This window comes from Patiriisocius sp. (assembly GCF_051252435.1).
In the GTDB taxonomy this organism is placed as follows: Bacteria; Bacteroidota; Bacteroidia; order Flavobacteriales; family Flavobacteriaceae; genus Patiriisocius.
In genome coordinates this window covers 846,670-872,741 of record NZ_JBPOFW010000001.1, presented here as the reverse complement: position 1 = coordinate 872,741, position 26,072 = coordinate 846,670, and the positions used below count along the sequence as shown (strand labels likewise).

Genomic DNA, 26,072 nt, shown 5'->3' with positions numbered 1-26,072 from the left:
AATATGGGTAAAACAATTGCAATAGCAGGATTAGGTTGGCTCGGAAAACCATTGGCACAACATTTAATGATTCTTGGCTATCAAGTAAAAGGTTCTGTTACCAGTCAAAAAAGTGCGGCAAGATTACAGCAAAATGGAATAGATGCCTACGCAGTAAACATTACAGAAGAAGGTGTGCTTGGATCACCACAAGGATTTCTTAAAAACATCGATATTCTTATCGTGATGATTCCGCCGGGATTACGGCGTAATTCGGGCTCAGATTATGTGCAAAAGATGTCTCATTTTTTATCGGAAATCAAACAAGCTGAAATTAAAAAAGTATTGTTTATCAGTAGTACCTCGGTGTACGGGGACCAACAAGGCAGCGTGACAGAAAGAGACATTCCACAACCCTCTACCGAAGCCGGAAGGCAACTTTTTCAAGTAGAACAACTCTATTTTAATACTCCAAATTTTAAGACCTCGATTGTTCGTTTTGGCGGATTGATGGGAGGAACCCGACAACCCGTAAAATACTTAGCCGGCAGAACCGATTTGAGCGGTGGCAACGACGTGGTTAATTTAATTCATAGAGATGACTGTATTAAAATACTGCTTCGGATTGTAAACAAAGATGCTTTCGGCACTATTTTCAATGCCGTGCATCCCGAACACCCACTTAAAAAAGATTTCTATTTTAAAGAGGCCACAAAACTTGAACTCGAACCACCTCAATTTTCAAACGAAGAAATTTCCGAAGTAAAACAAGTGGATTCCCTGAATTTGAAATCGGTTTTAGGGTTTCAATTTACAGGTGATTTATAAAACTAACTTGTCTCCTCTACCTGCGCCATCTCCCCGAGGGGAATAAATTATGAAGTTAATTTAAACTAGGTGATGGATTCTTAACGTATAAAAAAAGGAACCAAATGGCTCCTTTTTCTTAGTCTTTTGTCCTATGTCCTAAAGCGAAGCGGTCTTACGTCCACTCCACAATCAAACTTACCAAATTCTTACTCTGTTTTCTGGCGCAACATACATGGAGTCACCTTCTTTAATGTCAAATGCTTCGTAAAAAGCATCAACATTTTTAAGTGGCTCCGTTGCTCTCCAACGTCCTGGTGTGTGAGGGTCTGTCTTTACTTGAGTTCTTAAAGACTCATCGCGTTGCTTTGTTCTCCACACGGTTGCCCAACTCATAAAGAAACGTTGCTCTGGCGTAAAACCGTCGATAGGTTCTGGTCTTCCGTTTTCTTTGTAATAACGCTGTAAACCATCATACGCAGCAAGTACTCCGCCTAAGTCACCAATATTTTCTCCAAGAGTAAACTTACCGTTTACGTATACGCTATCTAAAACTTCAACAGCATCGTATTGCTCAGCAAGTGCTGCACCTCTTTCGCTAAATTTCGCTAAATCTTCTTCTGTCCACCAGTTTACTAAATTTCCGTCGCCATCAAAACGCGATCCGCTATCATCAAAAGCATGCGAAATTTCGTGACCAATTACGGCTCCAATTCCTCCGTAATTTACAGCCTCGTCTGCTTTGTAATCGTAGAAAGGTGGTTGTAAAATTGCTGCTGGAAATACAATTTCATTATTAAATGGATTAAAATATGCATTTACTGTTTGTGGAGACATGCCCCATTCTGTTTTATCAACTGGTTCGTTGATTTCACTTAAATTATCTTTTAATTGCCAAGCTGCAACTGCAAGTGTGTTGTCGTAATAACTTTTATCTGCCGAGACTTCCATTGTGCTAAAGTCTTCCCATTTGTCTGGATACCCAATTTTTACTGTAAACTTGTCAAGCTTTTCAATGGCTTTCACTTTAGTTTCTTCGCTCATCCAATCCAATTTTTGTATACGGTCTTGATATGCTGCAATTACGTTTGCTATCATGGTTTCAGCTTTCTCTTTTGCTTCTGGCGGGAACATTTCATCAACATATAATTGACCTAATGCCTCACCCATGGTACCATTTACAGTTGCTAAAGCACGCTCATCTGCTGGGCGTTGTTTTTTTGCTCCACTTAATGTTTTGCTATAAAAATCCCAATTGGCTTCTTCAATTTCAGTAGTCAATGCATTAGCTGCATCATTTAACGTTGCCCAACGCATTACCGTTTTCCAAGTTTCAACATCACCTTCTGCAAGTGTTTTTTGAACAACATCCATATATTTAGGTTGCATTACAATTACAGTGTCAAGTTCTTTTTCAACACCTAAATCCTTGAAAGCTTTTTTCCATTGGATGGCGGGAGCCATTTTTTGAACCTGTTCCATAGAACGTGGATTGTTGAAATTTCTGAAATCTCTACTCGCCACTTTATCTAAACGTGGTGTTGCGAGCTTCGTTTCAAAAGCTAAAATTGTCTCAGCTTGTTTGCGCGCACTCGCCTCATCGTCACCAAGAAACTGTAACATTCTGGTGATATGATCAACATATTGCTGGCGAATTTCAACCGATTTCGCATCCATATTTGTATAGTAATCTCTGTCTGGAAGACCCAATCCTCCTGGCGTTATGTACGCTGAATTTATGGAACTATTACTAGGATTTGAAAATGCTGCAACACCCAAAAACGGTTGAGAAACTGATACCGCATCTTCGGTCATCAAACGTTGAAAATCTTCAACATTTTTCATCCCTTCAATCTTTGCAAGGATAGGTTTAATAGGCTCAATACCTGCTTTGTCTCTTGCAACGGTATCAAGTTTGGTATTGAAAATTGCCAAGGCTTTTGCTTGGTCTGTATCGGCTGCATATTTACCGCTTTTTTCAGCCTTGTCAAGAATGGCAAGTACATCTGCATCTGTTTGTTTACGTAATACACCAAACCCTCCCCAACGCACTTGGTCGTCTGGAATTTCGGTATTTTTCATCCAATTTCCATTTACATAATTATAGAAATCTGCCTTTGGACTTACGTTAGTGTCCATGTTTGAAAGGATAATTCCGCGTTCTTCAGTATCCTTTGCAACGTCTTTTTTTGTTTCGTCACATGAAACAAATAGCGTTGTTGTAGCGGCCACAGCTGCAGCCATAATCCATTTATTATTCTTCATTTTTATTTATTTTATTAGGGTATTAGTACTTATAATTACAATATTGTTACACAAATTATTGATTATCTTTTAATTCGGCTTTAAAAATGGAATCTGCTTTTTTCTTTTGGAGTTCCAATTCCTTTTTTTCATTATCGGTTCGTTCAAAATCGATGGCATCTTTTTCAAATTTGCCATTAATTTGTGTAATTAAATTAGAGGTTGCGATGTTCATTTCTGAAATGTGCTGCTGTATTTTACTCGAATCAATGATTGCTCTATTTGCTTCTTGAAACAATAGCGCCGCACGTGTTTTTGCCACTAAAACTCTTGAATATATCTGTTGAGTGTTCAATGTGTCAGGTATTTTTTTGACCAAAGAATCCACACGAGATAGCAGCCTTTCGCTTATCACTTTTAATTCGTCTATGTTATTTCCGTTGATTTCGTAAGCTTCAGATGTAAAATCTTCAAAAACTGCCCAATTTGAAATATAGTTTGATGCTTGTGGTGAAATTTCTGGAAATTTATACGCTTCATTTCCGAAGCGCATGTTTTCAATATTTTGATTTTGGGATGTTTCAGAAGATTGAATTTCTATGTTTTCACAACTGGCCATGCTAACAATGGCAAAAAAAATAAGGACTGGGAATTTCAGAAACTTCATAAAACCTTTAAAGAAAGACAAATATACTTTTTCTTGCATAACTGCACATTTTTTTAAGAAAGTTATAGCAGTTTTAATCGTTATATTTACGTTCAAATTTTGGCGTATGCCAATCAAATCCATTGAAAATTTTAATATGTCTTTAAAAAAACGAATTCTCATCATTGGCGCCTGTGGGCAAATAGGAACTGAATTGACCGCAAAATTGCGCGAAATTTATGGCAACAATAAGGTAATTGCTAGCGACATTCAAAAAGGTGATGCAGATTTAATGAATAGCGGGCCTTTCGAAATTATTGACGCGATGGATTATGATGCTATTCAAGATGTGGTTATCAACTACGAAATTACCGATGTTTATTTAATGGCAGCGATGCTGAGTGCGACGGGTGAAAAATTTCCCATGAAAGCTTGGAATTTGAATATGAACTCACTTTTTAATGTTCTCGAACTTGCCAAGGAAGGGAAAATTGATAAAATATTTTGGCCTTCGAGCATCGCGGTTTTTGGACCTACAACTCCTAAAACTGAAACTCCGCAACGTACCGTTATGGAACCTTCAACCGTTTATGGAATAAGTAAACAAACGGGAGAACGCTGGTGCGAATATTACAGCAAACGTTATGGTGTTGATGTACGTAGCATACGCTATCCTGGCTTGATTAGTTATAAAACAATGCCTGGAGGAGGAACTACAGATTATGCGGTGGATATTTATCATAAAGCCTTAAAACACAAAAAATATATTTGTTTTCTCAATGCAGAAACAACGCTACCTATGATGTTTATGGATGATGCCATAAGAGCCACAGTAAATATTATGATGGCCGCAAAAGAGGATATTAAAATTAGAAGTTCTTATAATTTGGCTGCTATGAGTTTTAATCCAGAAGAGATTACAAGTAGTATTCAAAAACACATTCCTGAGTTTTCGATTACCTATGAGCCAGATTTTAGACAAGCCATCGCAGATTCTTGGCCGCAAACTATAGATGATGCATCGGCGCGGGAAGATTGGGGTTGGGAACACCAAGTTACGCTTGATGAGATGACTGAGATAATGATAGGGAGCTTGAAAGAAATGTATTCATAATATAAATTTCAAAATAGAAAAAGGCTTCAAATTCCTACTGAAATTTGAAGCCTTTTTTACATCGCTACTGTTCTAAAACTCTTATTTTGGTTCTAAAACCAATGTCACTTTATTAAAATCTGCTGCGCTATTGATAACTGTTCTGTATTCTTCATAGAGGTTTGCCGGCACTATATTTACTTTATAATATTCGTCAGCTGTTATTTCTAGGGTATTCCCATTCATTTTGTAATGTGAGTCAAATGCAAAATAAGGTTGTCCATCTTTTTCAAAACTATGGTCGATATTTAAATCTTCAAGATTTGCAACTTGATATCCTTCTGGAATTTCAACATTGATTGTTCTCAAATAGGTGCGATTAAATTCGCTTTCAACCGGAAGCACTCTCTTTTTTTCTTGATAAAGTTCCATTTGGCTTCCAATGAGGTCACCCACCTTAAAAAGGTATTTATTCCCCGCTTTTTCGACAAATGCTTCGGAATCAAAATTAACTACAACTTGAAATGGCGCCACTCCAAATGATTCTGGATTTCCATTATTCATCTGCATGTTATTGATTTTAACATCTTCTTTTAATCGTTTTGCAAAACTTTCAGTCAAATTATCACGGTCTTCCTGCTTCGCTAGATGAATAAATGGCTGAATATATCCTGCATAATAACCCGTCATAGAATGGTCTAATTCAATAGTGGTTTTTGACAAATCTTCTGCATCAAATTTGACATCAATAATCATTGTATCAGTAGATTTTTCTGCATCTATGGCATCAATATAGCGTACTTCACCTACTCCAGATTTGAAATCTCCCAAGGCAACTTCTTTAATAAACAAACCATAATTGTCTGTAAATTGTGCTGGGGGAAATCCGTAGCGACTTTCATAATCGGTAGGTGAAAGATAGGTGTCAAACTCGGGGAAATAAAATAAAAATTCGTTTAAGAAGTTCTGAGATTCAAAGTCCTTATCAAATTTTGTGTTAAATCTATTTGTAGTAACCACAAGTTCGTGTTTAACACCTAAGGCGCGTAATGCGGCAACATATAATTTAATTACTCCAGTACCATTTGCTACTTTTTTGTTCAATACTTGTTCCAAATCTTTAAGGTCGTCGCTGGAATTTTCGGCTAGGAAAATATTTGTTTTTATATAACTATCAAGGTTTCTTAGCAAGGGTTCCCCGCTTTTTACATTTCCGGTAGCTTGAGATAAAAACTTTTTTAAGGACTTTGTTGTTCTCTTGTCATATTTTTCTGGATAGTAAAATGGGTAGATATTCTTCACAACAGCACTATATCCTGAAATTCCCACTTTTTGAGTCGTGAGATTTTTATATAAATTATAAACCAAATACTTTTTAGAAGCCCAATAAGCTGAAGTCTCTTCATCCTCTAATCCAGCCACGCTAGGCACAGAGACTGACCAGTGTAATTTATTATCATCCACATCCTCAAGTTCCACCTCTGGCAAACCATTATAGCTTTTAAATTGAAATTGTAAATTAGACGGGCCATACAAATCAAATGAAACGTTTTTCTTCGGGAATTCTGACTGCAGTGTAATGCGTTTTCCTTGATACTGTGGATATCTTTTGTAAACGTATAAGCGTTCAACCACACTTCCCTTTTCAATTCCTTCTAAAGCAAAATACTGGACTTTGTTGCCTGTTTCTTCATCCACCGAATCAAAAATCTTTGATTTATCTACAACAATGACTTTTCCATTCTTGTCAATCACGCGAGCCATATTGACAATAATTTCAGAACTATTTGAATACGGTAAATAGATTTTATTATATCCCTCAATTACCTCATCTGAATTAAGGAATACAATTTCATGTTCTAAATAATACTCTATAAAAGAATCATCCTTCTCAAAGATAAACTCCGTCACAATTTTTTGCTGTAAAGTAACAAGGTCTTCATCGCCTAGATTTACAGTATCATACTTTGGACTATCATCCCAAGTGTAAGTTTCATAAAAAGGTGTTTGGGCTAGTGATATTTGCGCAACAAGGATACAAAGTAGTGTGTAAAATTTATTTTTCATAGCTTATATTTTCTTTAGCACAACCACTTCTTTTTGTGCTTTTGCTGCTTTTTTTATTAATGAATTGACCTCTTTTTGTTGCTCTACATCCAGCGTTAAAAAGTTTTGGGTATTTTTAATTTCGTAAATAATTTGATTTCCTTCTAAGGTATAATTGATAGAAAAATAAACATAATTATTATTGAGCAATACATTTTCTGGTAGATACTCTACGGTATAACCTTCTGGAATATTGAACGTCGTTTTGTACGTAAAAAGCGATTGATATTCATATTCAATAGGCAATTTTCTGTCATCTTCAGTTTTAAAATATGAGAGGTAATCGTTGAGATTTAGGTTGATGTAAATTTCATCACCAAGCACTCTTGCATAATCTTCAATGCTGAAATCGTACTGCACCAAAAGATCTGAATCGTATTCAAACATATTACGTTCCTCGATAGCATCAATGATAAATTTATTATTTCCTTTTTCAAATGTTGCCTTGTAATATTCTTTCTTTTTGGAATCTGACTTTATGCGTTCTAAATCGTTGAACATATCGGTTTTTACATAGCCAGAAAGAACTGCATTTGAAGTTCCAACCAATTTATTTCCTTGCAACGATAGCACCGTTGTTTCTTTATGTGCATTCTTTTCAGGTGCTATTATTGGCACTTGTGCAATTTCAAATGTGGTGTTGTCCTTTGCAATGAGTACTTCTTTTCCTTGAATGAATGAGGTAGGAAAATCAATAGGCGTAAATCTTCCGGTAGCATCAAGATAATAAATATCGCTTCCGTTTCGGTAGGATAAAATCATGTGATTATCCACTAAAGGAGTAGGGACTTCTTGATATTTATAGGGAATAGAACGGGTGCCTACCCAGGTTAAATTTCCTTTTAGGCCAGCTATTTTAAGCATTTCTTTTAAGATGCTCGAATTGTCTTTACAGTCGCCGTATTTTTTATTAAAAACATCATTTGCTTCCCTTGGGATAAAGCCGCCCAGCGCATATTCAAAAGCGATGTATTTTATGTTTTGCTGCGTCCAATAGTAGATAGCTTTCACTTTTTCCAAATCTGAATCTAAACCATCTGTCAACGATGCAACTACTTGTTTTAATTCCTCGCTGCTCTCTTGTGTATTGACATCTTTTACCATTGTTGCATACCAACTGTATAAATCTGCAACATCACCAAGTACCGAAATTTCTTCGCCTTTTACGGTGTATGACGTAATCACTGGAATGATGTGCGGTAAAATAGTTTTAAAGGAAGGCGTGCCAGGTTCATAATCAAACTCTTTTGCATTTTTAACTTCCCAAGTATAGATAAAATTGCCACGCTTTTCTGTTTTATCAAATGTAACGTCAAGCCCTTCCATATTGAACTGCAAAAACCGAAGTTTAATATCCTTGTCTGCTTTTATTGTAATTTTATTATTAGCTATGGGATATACATTTCCGAAGTAAAATGGACTCAAAAAACGCGGGTTTTTTACTTTCTCGCTATATTTTAGTCGTGTCTTTGACCCTTTTTTAAGATTGTCATAGATAAAATTAATGGATTTAGAATCATCATAAAACGACTGGTCAAGTTCATCTTTTTCGTTGAAAACGGTCACCTCTTCTTCACGGTATTTTCCGTTTGAAAAATTGAAAGCAGAGGCTTCAATTTCCTGCATTTCGAAAAAAGAAGAAAAGCTTAAAGTTTCTTTCGAACCCAAGGTTGCTGCATCGTTGAGGTAAATATCTTCCTCTATAAATTCTTGGGTTATTGCAATGTCATTAGCATCTATGGAGATATCGACATTACTTTCTTGGTTATATCTCACGGCTCTCGCCTCAGGATACATTTCTTTAAACTTTATAAAATCTTCACTTTCTTGAGCTTGGGCAAATACCCCTACACAAAGAAAAAAGAGGAGAGCTAGTTGCAGCTTATTGATTTTCAATTTTTGTGATGTTTCCATTAAAATAATATTCTTTTTTAAGCAGTTTACCACTTTCATCATATACCAAACATTCGCCTTCTTTGTTCCCATATTTATAATCACATTGCTCTTTAAGCTTTCCGTTTTCGTGGTATTTTTTTGATATTCCGTGGCGAATATCATTGACGTAATGTTGTTCGTATTTTAAATTTCCGTTTAAATAGTACTCAATATCTATACCGTTTCGGTCATCAAATTTGTATTCGGTTACGTACAATGGTTTTCCATCTTCGGTAAAGGTTGACGCAGTACCCTCTAGCATTCCATTTACGTATTCCATTTCTCTTGAAATGTTTCCGTTGGGGAAATACGATTTTATTTTACCTGTTTCTTTTACAATTGGGGTAATGGGTTTTTCATTTCCGCCGCTATCAAGATACGTATATCCTACGATACGAGCGTAATCGTACACGCGAATAAGACCGATGTTTCCCTTTGGGGAATACGAAATAAATTGACCGTCCCTTTTGCCTTCTGCATATGTTGCTTTTGTACGGATTTTACCATTGTCGTAGAAAGACAAATACTCGCCATCTAAATTATCATAGATATAATTGGCTTCGCCTATGAGCGTTCCATCTTCTACGTAATCAAAATATTTACCGTGGCGCTGATTTAGAACATAATCTTGCACAGATTCAATTTTACCACTTGGATGAAACCAAGTCCATCTTCCCTGCTGAGAATTATTAATGTAAGCACCTTCCACTCTTTTATTTCCGTCAAAAGTGAACTCTTTATAAGGACCATCCTTTACGCCATATTTATATGTAATGACTATTCTTGGGGTTTCGTTAAAGTGATTGATGGTAACCGTATAATTGTCTGAGTTTTTTAAAAAATCTACTTCTTGATACATTTTTCCTGCCTCATTATATAATTTTTCCTTGATAAGATTTCCTTCGTCATAGACCGAAACGCGCTCTATTTTTTCATCAACACCATACGATATTTGTTCACCTTGCAAATTTCCCGCTTGATAGAAATATATGTAACTCAAATTGCCATCTGGATAATACAAGCGCCATTCGCCATGCATATTCCCATTAAAATACCATCCTTGAGAATTCATCTGTCCATTGTTGTGATATTCTATATAGTACCCATCAATCACATCCTCTTTATAGTCGCTTTTGCTCTTTACTTTTCCATTGGGGTAGAAATGAGTGTACTCTCCAACTGCTTTATCATTTACATAATTTCCCACAGACTCTTTGACTCCTTTATCTGAAAAAAAAGTCCATTCTCCAGTTCTTCCTCCTTCTACATCATAGAGTCCTTTTGCTTTGGGAAGTCCCTCCGCAGTAAAAGATTCGTAGAAAAATTCGCCTCCACGTTTTTTGTCTTCTTTTATAATATTTCCTTCCCGGTCATAAAACTTATAGGCAATAATTTCACCTTTGCGATACGTATAATCTGCTAAAAGCGAACCATCTCTATTATAAATTTTTGAAGATCCGTCAATTTTACCATTCTCATAAACATGTTCGTTTTCAACCGTTCCGTTGCTATGATAGCTTATCCAAGGGCCGTTGAGTTCGTCATTTAAGTAACTTCCCGTTTCGCTTACATTTCCATTAGAGAACCACTGTTTATATGGGCCTTCGGCAGTATCATTTACATACGTTATTTCTGCGGCTTTTTCTTTTAAAGGTCTGTAAGTGGTTTCCAATCCTGATTTTTTTCCTTCCTTATAGGTAAGCTCTTTAAAAGCGTTACCATTTGAATGATACTCAATAAACTTGCCTTCGATCAAATCGTTTTTGTACGATAAATCATATTCAATAGCATCTTTTCCTGTTCGGAAATATGCCTTATAAGGACCCTCAAGTTTATCATCTTTAAAAGTGTTTGTTCTAAGTAGTGCGCCATTTTCGTAATGAATAGTATACTTCCCGTTTAAAAAATCATCTTTTAGTTCTGCTTCTATATATTTTTTCCCGTCGTCATGAAATATCGTATTTACACCATCCTTTTTACCATCTTTATAAATTGCAGTTTCTTTTACAATTCCTGAGGGATAATACCAAGTCCATGTGCCGTCTCTATTGGAATTTTCATTATAATTTCCTTTTAGGAAAAAAAGTCCGTCCTCTGTATAATAGTTCCATTCTCCAATAGGCTCGCTAACGCTTGAAGAACCTACTCCTTGGACATACCCGTTATTGTAGTAATAGCTATTACCGTTTTCGGCTAAAATACTTTGCCATTTGTCAACAAATGCAGGAATAAATTCAGCAATTTCTTTTTCGTTCTTTTTAATGATTTTTTGAATTTTGGAATCTTCAATTGTTAACAGAGAAGTGTAGGTAAACAAATCAAAATTATCATTCTCCATCACCCACTTAAAAAACGGAACATACTTTCTAGCCCAGAATCCATCTTTGCCTTTGTAGTCCAAAAGCTTGGTCATCATCGCGTGATTTTGCTTTACAATGGCAAGGTCTAATTTAAAACCAGTATCGTATTTTTTGTTCAATGCTATTTTTTGATTCAAAATCAAATCAATGTCTCCAAAACTTTTATCGTCTTTTGAAATGGTAATTTTTGGATCTGCGGTATTTGTGTTTTTCGAAGCAACCACATCGTTTAACGATTCTATGATTGCTGAAATTTCGGACTTACCAGCATTAAGCATGACATACATATTGAAACACATAAGCGCTTGTGTCATGAGCTCCTGTTTGAAACAGAGATTTCCCAGTTTAAGATGTGCCGCGCCGTCAAGCGGATCTACGAGGATAGTCTTTTTGTAAGCATCTGAAGCCTCGCCTATGCGACCCAATTCTTCCAAGCAAAATGCTTTATTGTAATTTAATTGTTTATTTAATGGAAAACGTTTGAGTCCTTCTTCGGCTACTTTTAGTCCTTCCTCAAAATTTTTAGTATTAATATATGTTGCAGCTTTATTGATATAAAAAACATTATCAATTTCATAGCATTTTGAAGAAAGTCCTAGGTTTGCAGTAGCCAAAGTTTCGTCGTGCTTTTCGTCCAAAAGAAGGTAATATGATTTTACGGACAATGCCGTGCAATACGCAGTATCGTTCTTTTTTATTTTATCTAACAGTTCAACTGCTTTTGCGTAGTTACCTGCCTCTTCTTCCTTATTGACAATCTCAACGATTTCATCAAATTCAACAAATTCGATTTTCTCTTGGGCTAAAAGTATGCTCGTTGTAAATACAAGCAACAAAAAATTAATGTGTTTCATATTTACAATTAAAAAAGATTTATTCAATCTGCATAAAAATTTCTATACTTTTTTTTGAAAAAATTTGAGTAGGGTAATTTTCATTTCAGAAGAAAATTGGAATGTTTCACCTAGGTTTGACCCACCCAAATAGAAAAAGCCTCTACATCTCTGTAAAGGCTTGTTCTCGCTAAGCTCCTCTTCTTGGACTCGAACCAAGGACCCTCTGATTAACAGTCAGATGCTCTAACCAACTGAGCTAAAGAGGAATTTCATATAGAAAATTAAAAGGTGTTACCCTTTTAGCGGATGCAAATATAAATTATTTTTAATCTGTTGCAAAAACTTTAAGAGAAATTTTTATTCATTTTTTTATGCTTAAATTCTAACAGCGTTTTTCTCAAGTTTCAACCCACTCTTTTATCCCAGATACCTTCTACTTCTTCCAAGGTTTTACCCTTTGTTTCAGGGACAAACTTATAAGTGACGAATAAAATAATGATTATAAAAAAGATGAAAATGTAATATGGCAGTGACCCATTCCAATATGCGCTGTTATTGGTCTCGCTGCCCACAACGATAGGGAAAGATTGTGACACTACATAATTTGCCGCCCATTGGGCGGCAACGGCAACAGACATAGCCACACTTCGTATTATATTTGGGAACATTTCGGACAATAATACCCAAACTACTGGCCCCATAGATAATGCAAACGATGCGATAAACACTAAAATCCCTAATAACGAAACTACCCCTACAGCCTCCTGTTGTAATGATATTCCCAGCATTAAAAACCCAACAATCATTCCTACCCCTCCTATGTAAATAAGCGGTTTTCTGCCCAATTTATCTACAGTATACATTGCTATAAACGTGAAAATGACATTGACAAAAGCCAATAAAATTTGCTGTTTCAAAACATCTTCTTGCCCAAAACCTAAGGCTTTTTCAAAAATATCGGCACCATAATAAAGCACTGCATTAATCCCTGTGAACTGTTGCAACATAGAGAGCACGGTTCCAATTATTATAATTCCTAATATCGCTTTCGAAAAGTAATTGGTTTTGGCAACTGTAACATTCTCATTTTTTAATGAAGCTAAAATTTCCGTGAAAGCGTGATTCGCATTTTCCTCATCCTGAAGACTGCTTAAAACTTTTAATGCTTCGTCATTTCTGCCCTTGAGGCATAACCATCTTGGTCTCTTTGGAATAAAGAATAACAGCGCTAAAAACAACCCACTGGGAATTAACTCTGACCAAAACATCCTTCGCCATCCAAACTCAATATTCTCTTCAACCGAAAGGTTATTCCCAATAAAATACGTCACTAAAAAAACACTAAAGAATCCTATAACAATGGCGAGTTGGTAATAAGTGACCATTTTGCCACGTATGGAACTTGGTGCAATCTCAGCAATATACATTGGGGCATTCATGGATGCTATGCCTATTCCTAATCCGCCAATAATTCTAAACACTACTAATGTTGAAATAGTTTCGGGCAAAAATCCCGGCAGCCCAGAACCTAGCGCAGAGATGGTAAAGAAAATAGCCGAGATGATTAAAGAATATTTCCTCCCTATTTTAATGCTCAAAGTTCCCGCAACAACAGCACCCACAAAACAACCTAACAGAGCGCTACCCACGACCCATCCTTTGAGCGCATCGCTCAATCAAAATATTTGCTCAAATAAAATTGTGCGCCATTTATAACACCGGTGTCGTAACCAAATAACAATCCGCCTAATGCTGATATAGCTGCAATGAGTAATAGGAATACACTTTTTTTCATGATGGTTTATGTTTTAAAACCCTTTATATAAGATGGGATATTCTTATAACTATAAATTAATGAAAAAATCTATTTTAGATATTTCATTGTTACGATTCAATTATTTTTTCAATTTAACTCTTTTCAGTATTTATTTAACGCATTTGAATTAATTGCTGAAATATTACATAATTAATGATTTTCAATATTAAAAAATGAAATATGTTATATGCCATAAGTCTAGCGTATTAAACAACAGGTTGTTTTAATCCATAAATTAAAGTCATAAAATAATTATTTGATAAAGTCCCATATCAACTTTCCATACTATTTTTCCTTTTTGGAATTTAAAATCAAAAATAGGCTTACAAAAAGACCAAAAAAAAATTAGCAAGTTGTAAAACTAATTAAAGTCAACATATTATACTCTTTGGTTCGAGCCCAAGAAGAGAAGCGAAAAGAAGCTTTCACAGAAATGCGAGGGCTTTTTTTACGGAACTCACTCCTACAAAGTCATCCCTAAATCCTTCTTTAAATAGTTCGAGTCGAGACTAAAGCTCGTACGGTTTTTTCTATCCGTAAAAAGTAGCTGATAAAAAGAAATGTGTTACCGTTAATTAAAAACCATTAATATTTTTAAAACTCTCGGTTTTTCAATTATCTTAACATTTATTATTCATAAAAGTATGGCAGCCACATCAAATAATTTTCTTTTTAAATTTACAGCCCTAATTATCGCAGTTTTCTTTTTGACCTGGGGTTTAATTGAAGCAAAAACCTTTTTAGCACCATTAACGATTGCAGTAATTTTATCATTATTGTTGCTTCCAGTAATGAAAATATTAAAATCTTGGGGAGCTGGTAAATCGTTATCGGCTATAGTTTGCACTTTGCTCTTAATGATAATTTCTGGATTGTTTTTTTGGTTAGTGATGGCACAGGTAAACAGTATTGTTGAGCAATGGGGTCAAATTAAAGAAACAATGATTCCCAAAATTGAACAGGCTTCTGACTTTCTTACGGAAAATACACCTGTGACCGATGAAAAAATGGATTCATTGGAGAAAAAATTAAATGATATCAAATTATTAAATGCCTCTGTAGGTAAAAATGCTATTTCTTTTGTTTCCAATGCTACTGGCTTTTTCGGACAGTATTTATTAGTTTTTATCTACATTTTCTTTTTTCTAAGTTATAAATCTCAATTTAAACAATTCTTCGTTTCAGTATTTGGCAAAGAAGAAAAAACCAGAAAAACCCTCAACGAAATAACAGATGTGGCACAAGGATATTTGGTAGGTAAGTTTAAATTAATAGCCATTTTAGCAGTGCTCTATGCAATTGGATTAGGAGTATCTGGGGTAAATTCGTTTGTTTTCGTAGCACTCATCGCAGCTTTATTGACCTTAATCCCTTATTTAGGAAACGTTATTGGCTTTTTACTTGCTCTTATATTTGGCTACTTAACTCAAGGCGAAATCGGGATTTTAATAGGTATCATTATTACGTTTACCATTACACAATTTGTAGAAAGTTACATTTTACAACCATATGTGGTTGGTGATGAAGTGGATATCAACCCGTTTTTTGTTATCCTCGCAGTTATCTTAGGCAATTTACTTTGGGGCGTTATAGGAATGGTTATCGCTATTCCTATTTTGGGAATAGTTCACGTTATTGTTAAACACGTTCCGTCTTTGGATGCATATGCAAATTTGATAGGGAAAGGGGATTGAGGAATACTTTTATCAATTATAGTAATCAAAAAATGCTCAAAACATATTTTAATACTCAAGGTTACTGCAACGACAGCCCCAACAAAACATCAAATGAGAGCACTACCCACAATCCAACCTTTCAAAGCATCGCTTAAGTCAAAGTACTTACTCAAATAAAATTAGGCGCTATTTATAACACCGGTGTCATAACCAAATAACAACCTACCGAGTGCTGATTTTGCTGCAATGAAAAGTAGGAATGTGGTTTTTTATGGCGAAGTTTTTTTAGATATAATGGCCAATATACATGTATATTTAATCAACAAATAAAAACCAAATCAAACAACAAAGCCTAATTGGGTCAATTAAACTCTTTAAAGCAAAAGGCTAGCCCTTAAACAGCCACCTATAAATATCGTTACCATTTGCAAATAATACGAGCCCGATTAAAAGGAAGAAACCTACCATTTGCGCGTACTCCATAAATTTGTCGTTAGGCTTTCTGCCCGTTACCATTTCGTATAGTAAAAACATTACATGACCTCCATCAAGTGCAGGAATAGGAAGGATGTTCATAAAAGCAAGAATGATTGAAATCAACGCGGTAGTTTCCCAAAAACTCAACCAATCCCAAGTATCAGGGAACAAGTTGCCTATTGCTCCAAAACCTCCCACTTGCGAAGCTCCTTTACTCGTAAACACATATTTAAATTGACGCACATAATCTCCCAGAATCCCTATTCCGTAGCTAATACCGCCCGTAATACTTTCGCCAAAACTGTAGTGTTCTCTAATCGTTTTATTTATGGTATTTAATCCCACAACACCATCTTCATTTGGGGTCACTTTAATGGTTTCTAAAGAACCATCGCGCTCAACGATAAAGGTGTTTTCTTTTAATCCATTAGCCTTAACTGCTTCTTGAAAATCATGCCAATATGTAATAGGCGTTCCGTTTACATTCTCTATTCTATCGCCCACTTTAAACCCTGCAGCTTCCGCAGGATAATCCTCACCCACTTGTTTGATGATAGGTTCATTACGAGCACTAAAAGGTCTTAAAACATCATTTTGAAACATCGTTGTTCCAATATCCTCTGGCATGGTGATTGTTTCCTTAGTTCCATCGGCGTGTAAAACTTCAATTGTATTTACATCTCTTAGAAACAGATATTTATTGATCTGGGTCACATTATTAAATTCCTCACCGTTAACACTCAAAATTTTATCCCCATCTGCAAAGCCCATTTCTTTAAACGATTGGTCAACCGCAAATCCGTTGGGCAATTGCTCGTTTGTTGTGATATCCCTTCCATAGAACCCTAAAATGCAGATGTAAATTAAAAAACCTACAATAATATTTACCGTAACTCCACCAAGCATAATGATTAAACGTTGCCATGTTGGCTTGCTTCTAAACTCCCAAGGCTGCGGTGGTTTTGCCATCTGCTCCTTATCCATGCTCTCATCTATCATTCCAGCTATTTTCACATAACCACCCAGCGGCAACCAACCTATACCGTAAACTGTTTCGCCTATTTTTTTGCTGAAAAGCGCAAACTTTACATCAAAGAATAAAAAGAATTTTTCTACACGCGTTTTAAATAATTTGGCTGGAATAAAATGTCCCAATTCGTGCAAAACGATCAATAGGGATAAGCTCAACAATAACTGTATTGCTTTAACTGCAAATGGACTCATATATAATTTTTTTAGTGAAACTCATTTTTGAGAATTCAACATTGTCAAAGTGCTCAAAAATGTAAGTTGAACTAATCCTGCTTTTCAGCGGGATCTTGATTTTTAATTTTACAATAATTCAAAAACCGAACCCTAAATTACACGACTGCCATAATGCAGGGCTCTTTTTAAGATTAACGCACAAAAGTAATGCAATCAACGCGGTTTAAAAAATATCATTTTGAAGACGAAGATTTGCTTCGGAAATTTTAAAATCATAATCCATTTCTAATAAAACATTAACGGTCTAAAGCCTTAAAAATAAGTTTTAGGTAGTAATTTTGCTGAAATTATAAAAACCGAAACATGCTTCAGTTTTTTTCAAAATATAAGTTGTTAGCCGTTGTTTTATTGGTGCTTTCAGTCATCACGATTAGCATCATTTACACCATTTTAAAACCTGTCGAAGTTTTACCCATCTACCAACCTTCAAAAGTCAATGCAGAAATGGTAGATCCATCCATTCAGCATCAAAAAAAATACCACACCGTGGGTGATTTCAGTCTTACCAACCAAAACGGAAAAACCATCACTCAAGCAGATTACGAAGGTAAAATTTATATAGCCGATTTCTTTTTTACTACCTGCCAAACCATCTGTCCCATCATGACGGACAACATGGAACAATTGCAAGAAAAGCTTAAAAACAACCCTGAAGTTCTCCTTCTCTCTCACAGCGTAATGCCAGAATATGATACACCCCAACGCCTCAAAGAATATGCAATTGAAAAAGGAGTAGATGATAGCAAATGGAATCTTGTCACAGGAGATAAACTAGAAATTTACAATTTAGCGCGCAAGGAATACCTAGCTGCTAAAGAAAATCCCGGCGACCCGCTCGGCCTGGTCCACACAGAAAATTTTGTGCTCGTGGACAGACAAAAACGTATCCGTGGTTTTTACGATGGTACCATTGAAGAAGACATGGATAAGGTTTTAAACGATATTGAAATACTTCAAAACGAAGGAAAAAAGTCGCTTTTTTTTGGATTGATTCGTTATTAATAAAAGGTTGCTCATTTCAGAAATAAGAAAACTCTTTCAAATTCCTAATTCAGTAAATAAAATTTCCGTTACTTTTGCTTATTTAAAATCAATCTAGATAACAAATGGCTACCATAGCAACATTGAAAAAAGGCCAACGGGGAATTATAAAAGAATTTTCTGTGGATATAGTGCCTTTAAAGTTGCTAGAAATGGGATGCCTTCCCGGTAATGAAGTCGAGCTGGTGCAAACTGCACCGTTTCAAGACCCATTGTATTTAAATATAAATGGAAGTCATCTCGCGATTAGAAAAGAGACCGCGGCGCAGATAGAAATTGAGATTATTGAATAAAAATTTATAAAATATTAAAAATTCCGAACCCCGGAATAACTTTGCCAGGTTACTGAGCGGAGTCGAAGTATGGCTAAACAAATCAACGTTGCACTTATAGGAAACCCAAATACTGGGAAGACTTCGGTATTTAATAGATTGACGGGGTTAAACCAACAAGTGGGTAATTATCCCGGTATCACCGTTGAAAAGAAACAGGGGATTTGTAAGCTTCCACGCGGCGTAAAAGCACATATTCTTGACCTTCCTGGTACTTATAGTTTAAACGCTTCTTCGCTAGATGAAAACGTGGTCATCGAGTTATTACTCAATAAAAATGACAAAGATTTCCCAGATGTTGCCATCGTAGTTACCGATGTTGAAAACTTAAAACGAAACCTCCTCCTCTTTACACAAATTAAAGATTTAGGAATCCCGACCATCCTCGCCATCAATATGGCAGACAGGATGAAAAGAAAAGCAATTTCTATAGACATTGATCAATTAGAACAGCGTCTTGAAACTAAAATAGCTTTGATTAGTTCTAGAAAAAATGAGGGTTTTGACACACTGAAAGAACTCATCATCAACCATAAAATGATTTCGACCAAGCCAAGTTTAAATGCTTCGGTTATTGCGCCGGAATATTTTGACCGACTTAGAAAAGCATTTCCAAATCAGGATTTGTATAAACTTTGGCTCGTAATTACGCAGGATGTTAACTTCGGAAAATTAGACCGAAAAGAAATGAAAGGAGTTGCTTCGTTTCAAACCGAAAGCAGTAGCAACCTCAAACGTTTACAGCAAAAGGAAACCATTGCGCGCTACCAATTTATCAACGGCGTCCTTAAAGAAACGCTCACCATTGACAGCGCAAACGCAAAAGATTTACGAGGCAGATTAGACCGCGTACTCATGCACAAAGTGTGGGGATACGTTATTTTCTTTGCTATTTTATTACTCATTTTTCAAGCCATTTTTGATTGGAGTAGCTACCCAATGGAATTCATTGACAGCTCTTTTGCCTCTTTTAGTGAATGGACAAAAAATAATCTTCCCGCTGGTGATTTTACAAACCTTATTAGTGAAGGCATTATTCCCGGGCTTGGTGGCATTGTGATATTTATACCACAGATTGCATTTTTATTCTTCTTTATCTCCATTCTCGAAGAGAGCGGTTATATGAGTCGCGTGGTTTTTTTAATGGACCGCGTGATGCGAAGATTTGGTTTGAGTGGTAAAAGTGTTGTTCCGCTAATTGCAGGAACCGCATGTGCCATCCCAGCGATTATGGCCACCCGAAATATCGAAAACTGGAAAGAACGATTGATTACCATTCTCGTAACTCCATTTACAACGTGTTCGGCTAGATTGCCCGTTTATCTCATCATTATTGCACTAGTAATTCCTGAACAAAAAGTGCTGGGAATAATCAGTTTACAAGCATTGACTTTAATGTTTATGTATCTGTTGGGCTTTGGCGCTGCAATCGTTTCAGCTTGGTTGTTAGATAAGGTTTTAAAGATTAGAAGTAAAACTTTTTTTGTGGTTGAAATGCCAAACTATAAGCTCCCGTTATTAAAAAATGTGGGGATAACGGTACTCGAAAAAACGAAATCGTTTGTTTTTGGAGCAGGTAAAATAATTCTGGCGATTTCAATTATACTTTGGGTGTTAGCTTCTTACGGTCCGGGCGACTTTAATAATGCTTCAGAAATCGTTAGACAAGAAAATATTGAGAATAACATTTCCGAAGAAGACATTGAGACTCAAATTGCCTCTTTCAAATTAGAAAATAGCTACATTGGTCATGTGGGGAAATTTATTGAACCTGCCGTAAGACCTTTGGGTTACGACTGGAAAATTGGGATTGCGTTAGTAAGCTCATTTGCTGCGAGAGAAGTATTTGTGGGAACACTCGCCACTATTTACAGCGTGGGGAGTGACGAGGAAGAGACCATCAAAAACAGAATGGCTGCAGAGGTAAATCCTATTTTAGGAACCCCGTTATTTAATTTTGCGAGTGGCGTTTCATTATTATTATTCTATGCATTTGCTATGCAGTGCATGAGTACACTCGCTATTGTTAAACGAGAAACAAACAGCTGGAAATGGCCTATGTGGCAATTAGTAGTAATGACGGCAATTGCTTATGTTGTAGCACTTGGCGCTTACCAGTGGTTAAAGTAAAAATCTAAAATATGCAAACAATATTGGTTATTATCACATTTCTTCTTGCGGCAGGGTACCTGCTCAATAAATTTGTGCTTGCTCCTTTTTTAGATAAGCAAAAGGCTTCTGTGGGGACTCTTGACGGTGGAAATACAAAGTGTGGAAAAAGTGATTGCGGATGCCATTGACATCTACTCATCAACAATAGTTTCTTCGGAAACTAATAACTCATAATCCATTTTGCCTTTGGTTGCACTCGTGGGATAAGGTGCTAATTTGACTGCTCGAAACGTGCAAGTTTTAGTAGATGCTAAAATGGGTTGTTTTCCTCTTTCAAAAAGTACAACTTCGGTCGTTTTTTTTCCGTCGTTTTCAATGATAACTTCCACTTTAGAACGTCCCGCCCAAACGCAAGTTACATCACTGGGACATCTTGAATCTTGTAATATTTCAGAAAGCGTTATCGACACGCCATCTTTTACAATCGTTTCTCCCAAAGGCACTTTGAATACAATGGTGGGTACATCAACTTTTCCATTTTGGGCAAAGCCGAAATTTGAAACAATCAATAAAGCGAGTGTAATTATACGTTTCATAGTTAATTTTTTGTAAAGACTCTTAGAATCGTGCCACGTTGCATTATCCCCTAAAAAGAAAGAAATCATCCTTTAAATGTTCAATTTTTTCGTCCTTGTTTGTGATAATATATTCTAAAGCGGTATTTGTAAAGTCTGACCCTTTGTTTGTCAATGAAATAATTTGATCATCAATGGTAATCATATTATTTTTCAACGCCAAATCCACCACCGTTTTGGCTTTCACTTTCTGCCAATTAATATGTTCTCGCAAATGATTGATGTGCCGTTCTTTGATTTCTTTGTGGTTGTTTAAGTGTAGCAGAAATGTTAATAATGAAACTTCTGTGCGCTGTTGTTTGAGTCTGTATAAAACCGAAAGCAACCCTTTGCTCGGGGCAAATAAATAGACCAACAAAAACACAAACCCAAGCATCGTAGAAATCGAACCCGCAATCGAAGCATCCAACCAATGGGCTAACCAATATCCAGAAATCGCAGCAAATATTCCGAAGAAAACCGAAAGCCCGAGCATCTTTTTTAAATCTGACGTCAACAAATAAGAAGTCGCTGCAGGTGCAATCATCAACGCAACAACTAAAATAGCTCCCACCGCATCAAAGGCTCCCACAACCGTTACAGATGAAACAGACATCAAACCATAATGCATAATCGCGGGAGAAAAACCTAACGCAGATGACAGTCCAACATCAAAAGTGCTCACCTTTAATTCTTTGAAAAACAAGAACAACAGCGCAAGCGTAATCAATAAAATGACACCCATAATAATAAGCGATTTTGGACCCATATCAATTCCGCCCAAAACCAATCTATCAAACGGTGCAAAAGCTAATTCTCCCAACAAAACGGCATCCACATCCAAGTGAACATCATTTGCATTTTTAGCAATCAAAATAACGCCAATGCTAAAAAGCGCAGGGAAGACCAATCCAATCGCGGTATCTTCTTTTACGAGTCCAGTTTTTTGAATTCGTTCTACGAGAACTACGGTTATAATTCCTGTGAATGCTGCAAGAATAATTAGTAATGGTGAGTTTAAATCTTCGGTAATAAAAAACCCTAAAACAAGTCCGGGGAGTATGGAATGACTAATGGCGTCACTGATCAATGACATTTTCCGAAGGACCAAAAACACCCCGGGAATTGCACATGCAACAGCCACTACCGCCGCAATTAATTGAATTTCTATTTGTGGGCTATTCATTTGGCCGTGATTGCGTATTATACAAATTTGAAGCTTCCTCAAACCCTTTTTCTGTCATTGCCCAATTCTGTTTATCAAGGATTATCCATTCATTTTCTTCCATTTCTCGCAATGATTTTTTCGTAAATCCTTGAAAATTATTCAATATTTTTATAGCATGTGGATGCGAAATATTCTCATGTGTTTGCGCAATACCAAACATGAGTTGGAGCGTTTTTTTCAACTGCAAATCACGACGATTTCTTCGGAAACGTAACTCCCTAAAAAGTAACCCACGACCCGGAGAAAATATAAACGAGAAAAATACAAACACACTGGCAACCAAAACAATGACAGGACCCGTGGAGAGATTATTTTGACTCGCACTAATCGCCGTTCCGAAAACTCCCGAAAATGCACCAAAAATTGCAGCCAAAAATACCATCACACTCAACTTATTGGTCCATTGTCTCGCAGCAGCTGCAGGCGCTAGAAGCATTGCACTCATTAACACAACTCCCACTGTTTGTAAACCGAGCACAATGGCAAGTACGATAAAAAATGTAATGAGAATATCAATAAAGCGCGTATTAAACCCTAATGTTTTGGTGTAATCTGCATCAAATAATAGCAGCTTAAATTCTTTCCAAAAAAGTACCATGATAAATAATGCAATCGACGTAACAATTATCATTAAGTTGACATCGCTTTCTACTAAAGTCGCTGCTTGGCCAAACAAATACTTATCCAATCCCGCTTGGTTGGCATTGGGTTGTTTTTGAATAAACGTGAGTAATAACATTCCGAAGCCAAAAAAAAGAGAAAGCACTAATCCTAGCGCAGTGTCACTTTTTAAATGAGTTTTTGTAGTCATTCCTTTTATCCAAAAGGTACCAATCAATCCACTCACTAGGGCTCCCAACAATAATACATTGGTATCTTTTGCACCCGTAATCAAAAACGCAATTGCAATACCAGGTAACGCTGCATGCGAAATAGCATCGCCCAATAAACTTTGTTTTCTCAACACAGCAAAACTGCCCAGCATTCCACAAATAGCGCCCAACACAGCCGTCCCTAGTGTAATGGTACGCAAGGTGTAGTCGTTGACTAGAAGTTGAAAGTATTCGCTGATGCTCATGTTTAGCTGGTAATCTTTATTTATTAACGGCTACTTTATAATTAATCCCATAGGTTTTCGTCAAATTATCATCGTTAAAAATTTCTTTGACGGGACCCGTTGCAATTTTCTTTACATTCAGAAACGTTACCCAATCAAAATATTCGGGTACTGTTTGTAAATCGTGATGTACGACGACAACTGTTTTTCCTGCTTTTCTTAATTCTTTTAAAATATTGATGATTGCGATTTCGGTTGTCGCGTCCACTCCTTGAAAAGGTTCATCCATAAAATAGATAGCCGCGTTTTGAACCAAAGCTCTCGCGAGAAATACCCGTTGTTGTTGTCCTCCACTTAACTGATTAATCTGTCTATCTTTAAAAGCCAACATTCCCACTTTCTCTAGAGCTTCCAACGATGCTTTTTTCTCTTTTTGCCCCGGACGTTTAATCCACCCTAAGCTTCCGTAGGTTCCCATCATTACAACATCAATCGCTGTAGTTGGAAAATCCCAATCAACACTTCCTTTTTGGGGAACGTAAGCTACTAATTTGCGTTGTTTCTCATAGGGTTTTCCGTAGATAGAAACGCTTCCAGCAATCGGGTCAATAATTCCTAAAATTGATTTAATCAATGTAGATTTTCCAGCACCGTTAGGCCCTACGATTGCCATCAAAACTGCTTCTGGCACGACCAAATCTATATCCCACAAAACAGGTTTATAGTTGTATGCCACCGTTAAATCATCAACTTGTATGGCTATCTTTTTTCCCATATTATTTGAGTGCATTTACAATAACGCTCACATTATAGCGAAACATTCCAAGATACGTTCCTTCAATACTTCCAGCGTCTCCCAAAGCATCACTGTACAGAGAACCTCCGATGGTTACTTCATGATTTTTAGAAAGTACCGCTGCTTGCAAAGCTTCAATCGTGCGCCTAGGCACAGAACTTTCTATAAAGATTGCTTTAACTTTATTATCAATAATAAAATTTGATAGTTTTTGTACGTCTTGCACACCAGCTTCGGTTGCGGTTGACAATCCTTGTAAACCCACTACATTAAATCCGTACGCTTTTCCGAAGTAATTAAAAGCATCGTGCGCCGTCACTAAAATTCTCTTTTCTTCGGGTAATTTGGCGATTGTATTTTTAACTTCCGCCTGCAAAACGTCTAACTTGATTAAATAGGCTTTTTCGTTTGCTGCATATTGCGAAGCATTTTTAGGGTCTTTTTCTGAAAGTACCCGCGTCACTTCGATAGCAAATTTTTTAAAGAATTCAATATTGAACCATACATGTGGATCATAATTTGAAGCGAAATATTCTGAACCTATCAATTGATCCTTTGGGAGAAATTCTCCCAAGGCGACGGTTTCTTTTTTACCTTCCATTTTCTCGAAAACCTCAACGAGTTTGCCTTCAAGATGAAGACCGTTATAGAATATAACATCTGCATTAAAAAGTTTTGAAACATCGCCTTCACTGGCTTTGTACAAATGTGGGTCAACACCTGCTCCCATTAATCCTTGCACATTTACCATATCGCCACCTATATTTTTGACAAGGTCTGTTATCATGGATGTAGTAGTTACAATGTTTAATATTTCGGCTTTGCCATCTTCCTTTTTGTCGTTTTTACAACCTAAAATTATAATTGAAAGTACTATTAATAGTATTTTTTTCATCTGCTGTTTATGTTGTTTGTATGAATAAATTTTCTGCAATTTTCTGAGATATAAAAAACTGGTCGCGCCCTACTTGAATGACCATAGAACCATCAAAAAATTCCTTACCGAGTACGCTTATTTTTGTACCAATAGTTATTTTCTTTTTATCCAAATATTGTAAATATTCTGTACTTGTTTCTTTTACTCCTACGCAAACACCGCTTTGATTTTTATTTAATTCAGAAAGTAATTTTTTCTCTGTCTTTTTAAAATTTCCTTTGTCATCTGGAATGGGATCTCCGTGAGGATCAAAAGCAGGATTTCCTAAAAACTGATCTAGCCTTTTTATTAGCTCTTCGCTATGTACGTGCTCCAGTTGTTCAGCAATTTCATGAACTTCGTCCCAGTGAAACTTGAGCTTATTAACTAGAAAAACTTCCCACAATCTGTGCTTTCTAATTACACTAGCAGCGATTTTTTTTCCTTCATCGGTGAGCTGGGTACCTTTATATTTTTTGTACGAAAGTATTTTCTTCTCTGCCAGTTTCTGCACCATATCTGTTACTGAAGATGGCTTAGTGTCCATACTCTCAGCTATGGCATTTGTGCTTACCTCCTTACCTGCTTCTTGCTGTAAATGGTAAATGGTCTTTATATAATTTTCTTCGGCTAATGAATACATACGGCAAAGGTAATTTTATTTTTTGATTTATAATCATTATTTTTTTAGACAAAGCTAAAAATAAATTAATTCAAAAAAATAAGAGCAGAATT

At 36.2% G+C, this 26,072-nt stretch carries 19 protein-coding genes, 1 tRNA gene and 1 pseudogene; 7 read left to right on the top strand and 14 right to left on the bottom strand.

Going from position 1 to position 26,072, the window contains the following annotated elements; translation table 11 throughout:
- Positions 1–3: 3 nt before the first annotated feature.
- Positions 4–807, top strand: coding sequence for an NAD-dependent epimerase/dehydratase family protein (locus tag ACSHW7_RS03890; protein ID WP_435677998.1), 804 nt, complete (start codon positions 4–6; stop codon positions 805–807).
- 177 nt (positions 808–984) lie between these two features.
- On the opposite strand, the gene ACSHW7_RS03885 is transcribed toward ACSHW7_RS03890, so the two are convergent.
- Together ACSHW7_RS03885 and ACSHW7_RS03880 are read right to left on the bottom strand one after the other, a co-directional pair.
- The gene (locus ACSHW7_RS03885; RefSeq protein ID WP_435677997.1) at positions 985–3,051 is read right to left on the bottom strand and encodes a M13 family metallopeptidase; all 2,067 of its coding nucleotides are present in this window, start codon (positions 3,049–3,051) and stop codon (positions 985–987) included.
- A 55-nt stretch (positions 3,052–3,106) separates the two neighbouring features.
- Complete coding sequence (locus tag ACSHW7_RS03880) at positions 3,107–3,736, bottom strand: hypothetical protein (protein ID WP_435677996.1); 630 nt, start codon at positions 3,734–3,736, stop codon at positions 3,107–3,109.
- Between the two features lie 67 nt (positions 3,737–3,803).
- Here ACSHW7_RS03880 and ACSHW7_RS03875 point away from each other — a divergent pair, with 67 nt between their 5' ends.
- Positions 3,804–4,790: an NAD-dependent epimerase/dehydratase family protein gene (locus ACSHW7_RS03875; protein ID WP_435677995.1), complete on the top strand. Its 987-nt coding sequence runs from the start codon at positions 3,804–3,806 to the stop codon at positions 4,788–4,790.
- Positions 4,791–4,871: 81 nt separating this feature from the next.
- On the opposite strand, the gene ACSHW7_RS03870 is transcribed toward ACSHW7_RS03875, so the two are convergent.
- The 5 genes and pseudogenes from ACSHW7_RS03870 to ACSHW7_RS03850 form a co-directional block, all read right to left on the bottom strand.
- On the bottom strand, positions 4,872–6,836 hold the full coding sequence (locus ACSHW7_RS03870) for a DUF3857 domain-containing protein (RefSeq protein WP_435677994.1): 1,965 nt from the start codon (positions 6,834–6,836) through the stop codon (positions 4,872–4,874).
- A 3-nt stretch (positions 6,837–6,839) separates the two neighbouring features.
- Positions 6,840–8,789: a transglutaminase-like domain-containing protein gene (locus ACSHW7_RS03865; RefSeq protein ID WP_435677993.1), complete on the bottom strand. Its 1,950-nt coding sequence runs from the start codon at positions 8,787–8,789 to the stop codon at positions 6,840–6,842.
- On the bottom strand, positions 8,758–12,024 hold the full coding sequence (locus ACSHW7_RS03860; RefSeq protein ID WP_435677992.1) for a hypothetical protein: 3,267 nt from the start codon (positions 12,022–12,024) through the stop codon (positions 8,758–8,760). The genes ACSHW7_RS03865 and ACSHW7_RS03860 overlap by 32 nt, the downstream gene beginning before the upstream one ends.
- 174 nt (positions 12,025–12,198) lie before the next feature.
- Positions 12,199–12,272, bottom strand: a tRNA-Asn gene (locus ACSHW7_RS03855).
- Positions 12,273–12,410: 138 nt separating this feature from the next.
- A pseudogene (locus ACSHW7_RS03850) lies at positions 12,411–13,801 on the bottom strand (sugar porter family MFS transporter).
- A gap of 665 nt (positions 13,802–14,466) precedes the next feature.
- Between ACSHW7_RS03850 and ACSHW7_RS03845 the strand changes: the two are divergent.
- Entirely contained in the window at positions 14,467–15,516 is a 1,050-nt protein-coding gene (locus ACSHW7_RS03845; RefSeq protein ID WP_435677991.1) for an AI-2E family transporter, read from the top strand.
- Between the two features lie 369 nt (positions 15,517–15,885).
- Here ACSHW7_RS03845 and rseP read toward each other — a convergent pair whose 3' ends face one another.
- Entirely contained in the window at positions 15,886–17,199 is a 1,314-nt protein-coding gene (rseP, locus tag ACSHW7_RS03840; protein WP_435677990.1) for an RIP metalloprotease RseP, read from the bottom strand.
- Between the two features lie 345 nt (positions 17,200–17,544).
- On the opposite strand from rseP, the gene ACSHW7_RS03835 reads away from it, so the two are divergent.
- The 4 genes from ACSHW7_RS03835 (at position 17,545) to ACSHW7_RS03820 (ending at position 20,914) form a co-directional block, all read left to right on the top strand.
- Positions 17,545–18,243 (top strand): SCO family protein, encoded by a 699-nt coding sequence (locus ACSHW7_RS03835; protein ID WP_435677989.1) that lies wholly within the window; start codon positions 17,545–17,547, stop codon positions 18,241–18,243.
- A gap of 104 nt (positions 18,244–18,347) precedes the next feature.
- Positions 18,348–18,575, top strand: coding sequence for a FeoA family protein (locus ACSHW7_RS03830; protein WP_435677988.1), 228 nt, complete (start codon positions 18,348–18,350; stop codon positions 18,573–18,575).
- Between the two features lie 69 nt (positions 18,576–18,644).
- Positions 18,645–20,744 (top strand): ferrous iron transport protein B, encoded by a 2,100-nt coding sequence (feoB, locus tag ACSHW7_RS03825; protein ID WP_435677987.1) that lies wholly within the window; start codon positions 18,645–18,647, stop codon positions 20,742–20,744.
- Positions 20,745–20,755: 11 nt separating this feature from the next.
- Positions 20,756–20,914, top strand: a complete 159-nt coding sequence (locus ACSHW7_RS03820; protein ID WP_435677986.1) for a hypothetical protein — start codon at positions 20,756–20,758, stop codon at positions 20,912–20,914.
- A gap of 3 nt (positions 20,915–20,917) precedes the next feature.
- On the opposite strand, the gene ACSHW7_RS03815 is transcribed toward ACSHW7_RS03820, so the two are convergent.
- From ACSHW7_RS03815 to ACSHW7_RS03790, 6 genes are read right to left on the bottom strand one after another with little or no spacing between them, the layout of a single operon-like run.
- Positions 20,918–21,322 carry a hypothetical protein gene (locus ACSHW7_RS03815; protein ID WP_435677985.1) on the bottom strand — a complete coding sequence of 135 codons (405 nt, stop codon included), beginning with the start codon at positions 21,320–21,322 and terminating at the stop codon, positions 20,918–20,920.
- Between the two features lie 43 nt (positions 21,323–21,365).
- Positions 21,366–22,526 carry a metal ABC transporter permease gene (locus tag ACSHW7_RS03810; protein ID WP_435677984.1) on the bottom strand — a complete coding sequence of 387 codons (1,161 nt, stop codon included), beginning with the start codon at positions 22,524–22,526 and terminating at the stop codon, positions 21,366–21,368.
- Positions 22,519–23,646: a metal ABC transporter permease gene (locus ACSHW7_RS03805; RefSeq protein ID WP_435677983.1), complete on the bottom strand. Its 1,128-nt coding sequence runs from the start codon at positions 23,644–23,646 to the stop codon at positions 22,519–22,521. The genes ACSHW7_RS03810 and ACSHW7_RS03805 overlap by 8 nt, the downstream gene beginning before the upstream one ends.
- A gap of 16 nt (positions 23,647–23,662) precedes the next feature.
- Complete coding sequence (locus ACSHW7_RS03800) at positions 23,663–24,400, bottom strand: metal ABC transporter ATP-binding protein (protein WP_435677982.1); 738 nt, start codon at positions 24,398–24,400, stop codon at positions 23,663–23,665.
- Position 24,401: 1 nt separating this feature from the next.
- Positions 24,402–25,316 (bottom strand): metal ABC transporter solute-binding protein, Zn/Mn family, encoded by a 915-nt coding sequence (locus tag ACSHW7_RS03795; RefSeq protein WP_435677981.1) that lies wholly within the window; start codon positions 25,314–25,316, stop codon positions 24,402–24,404.
- Positions 25,317–25,323: 7 nt separating this feature from the next.
- Positions 25,324–25,980 (bottom strand): metal-dependent transcriptional regulator, encoded by a 657-nt coding sequence (locus ACSHW7_RS03790; protein WP_435677980.1) that lies wholly within the window; start codon positions 25,978–25,980, stop codon positions 25,324–25,326.
- Between the last annotated feature and the right edge of the window lie 92 nt (positions 25,981–26,072).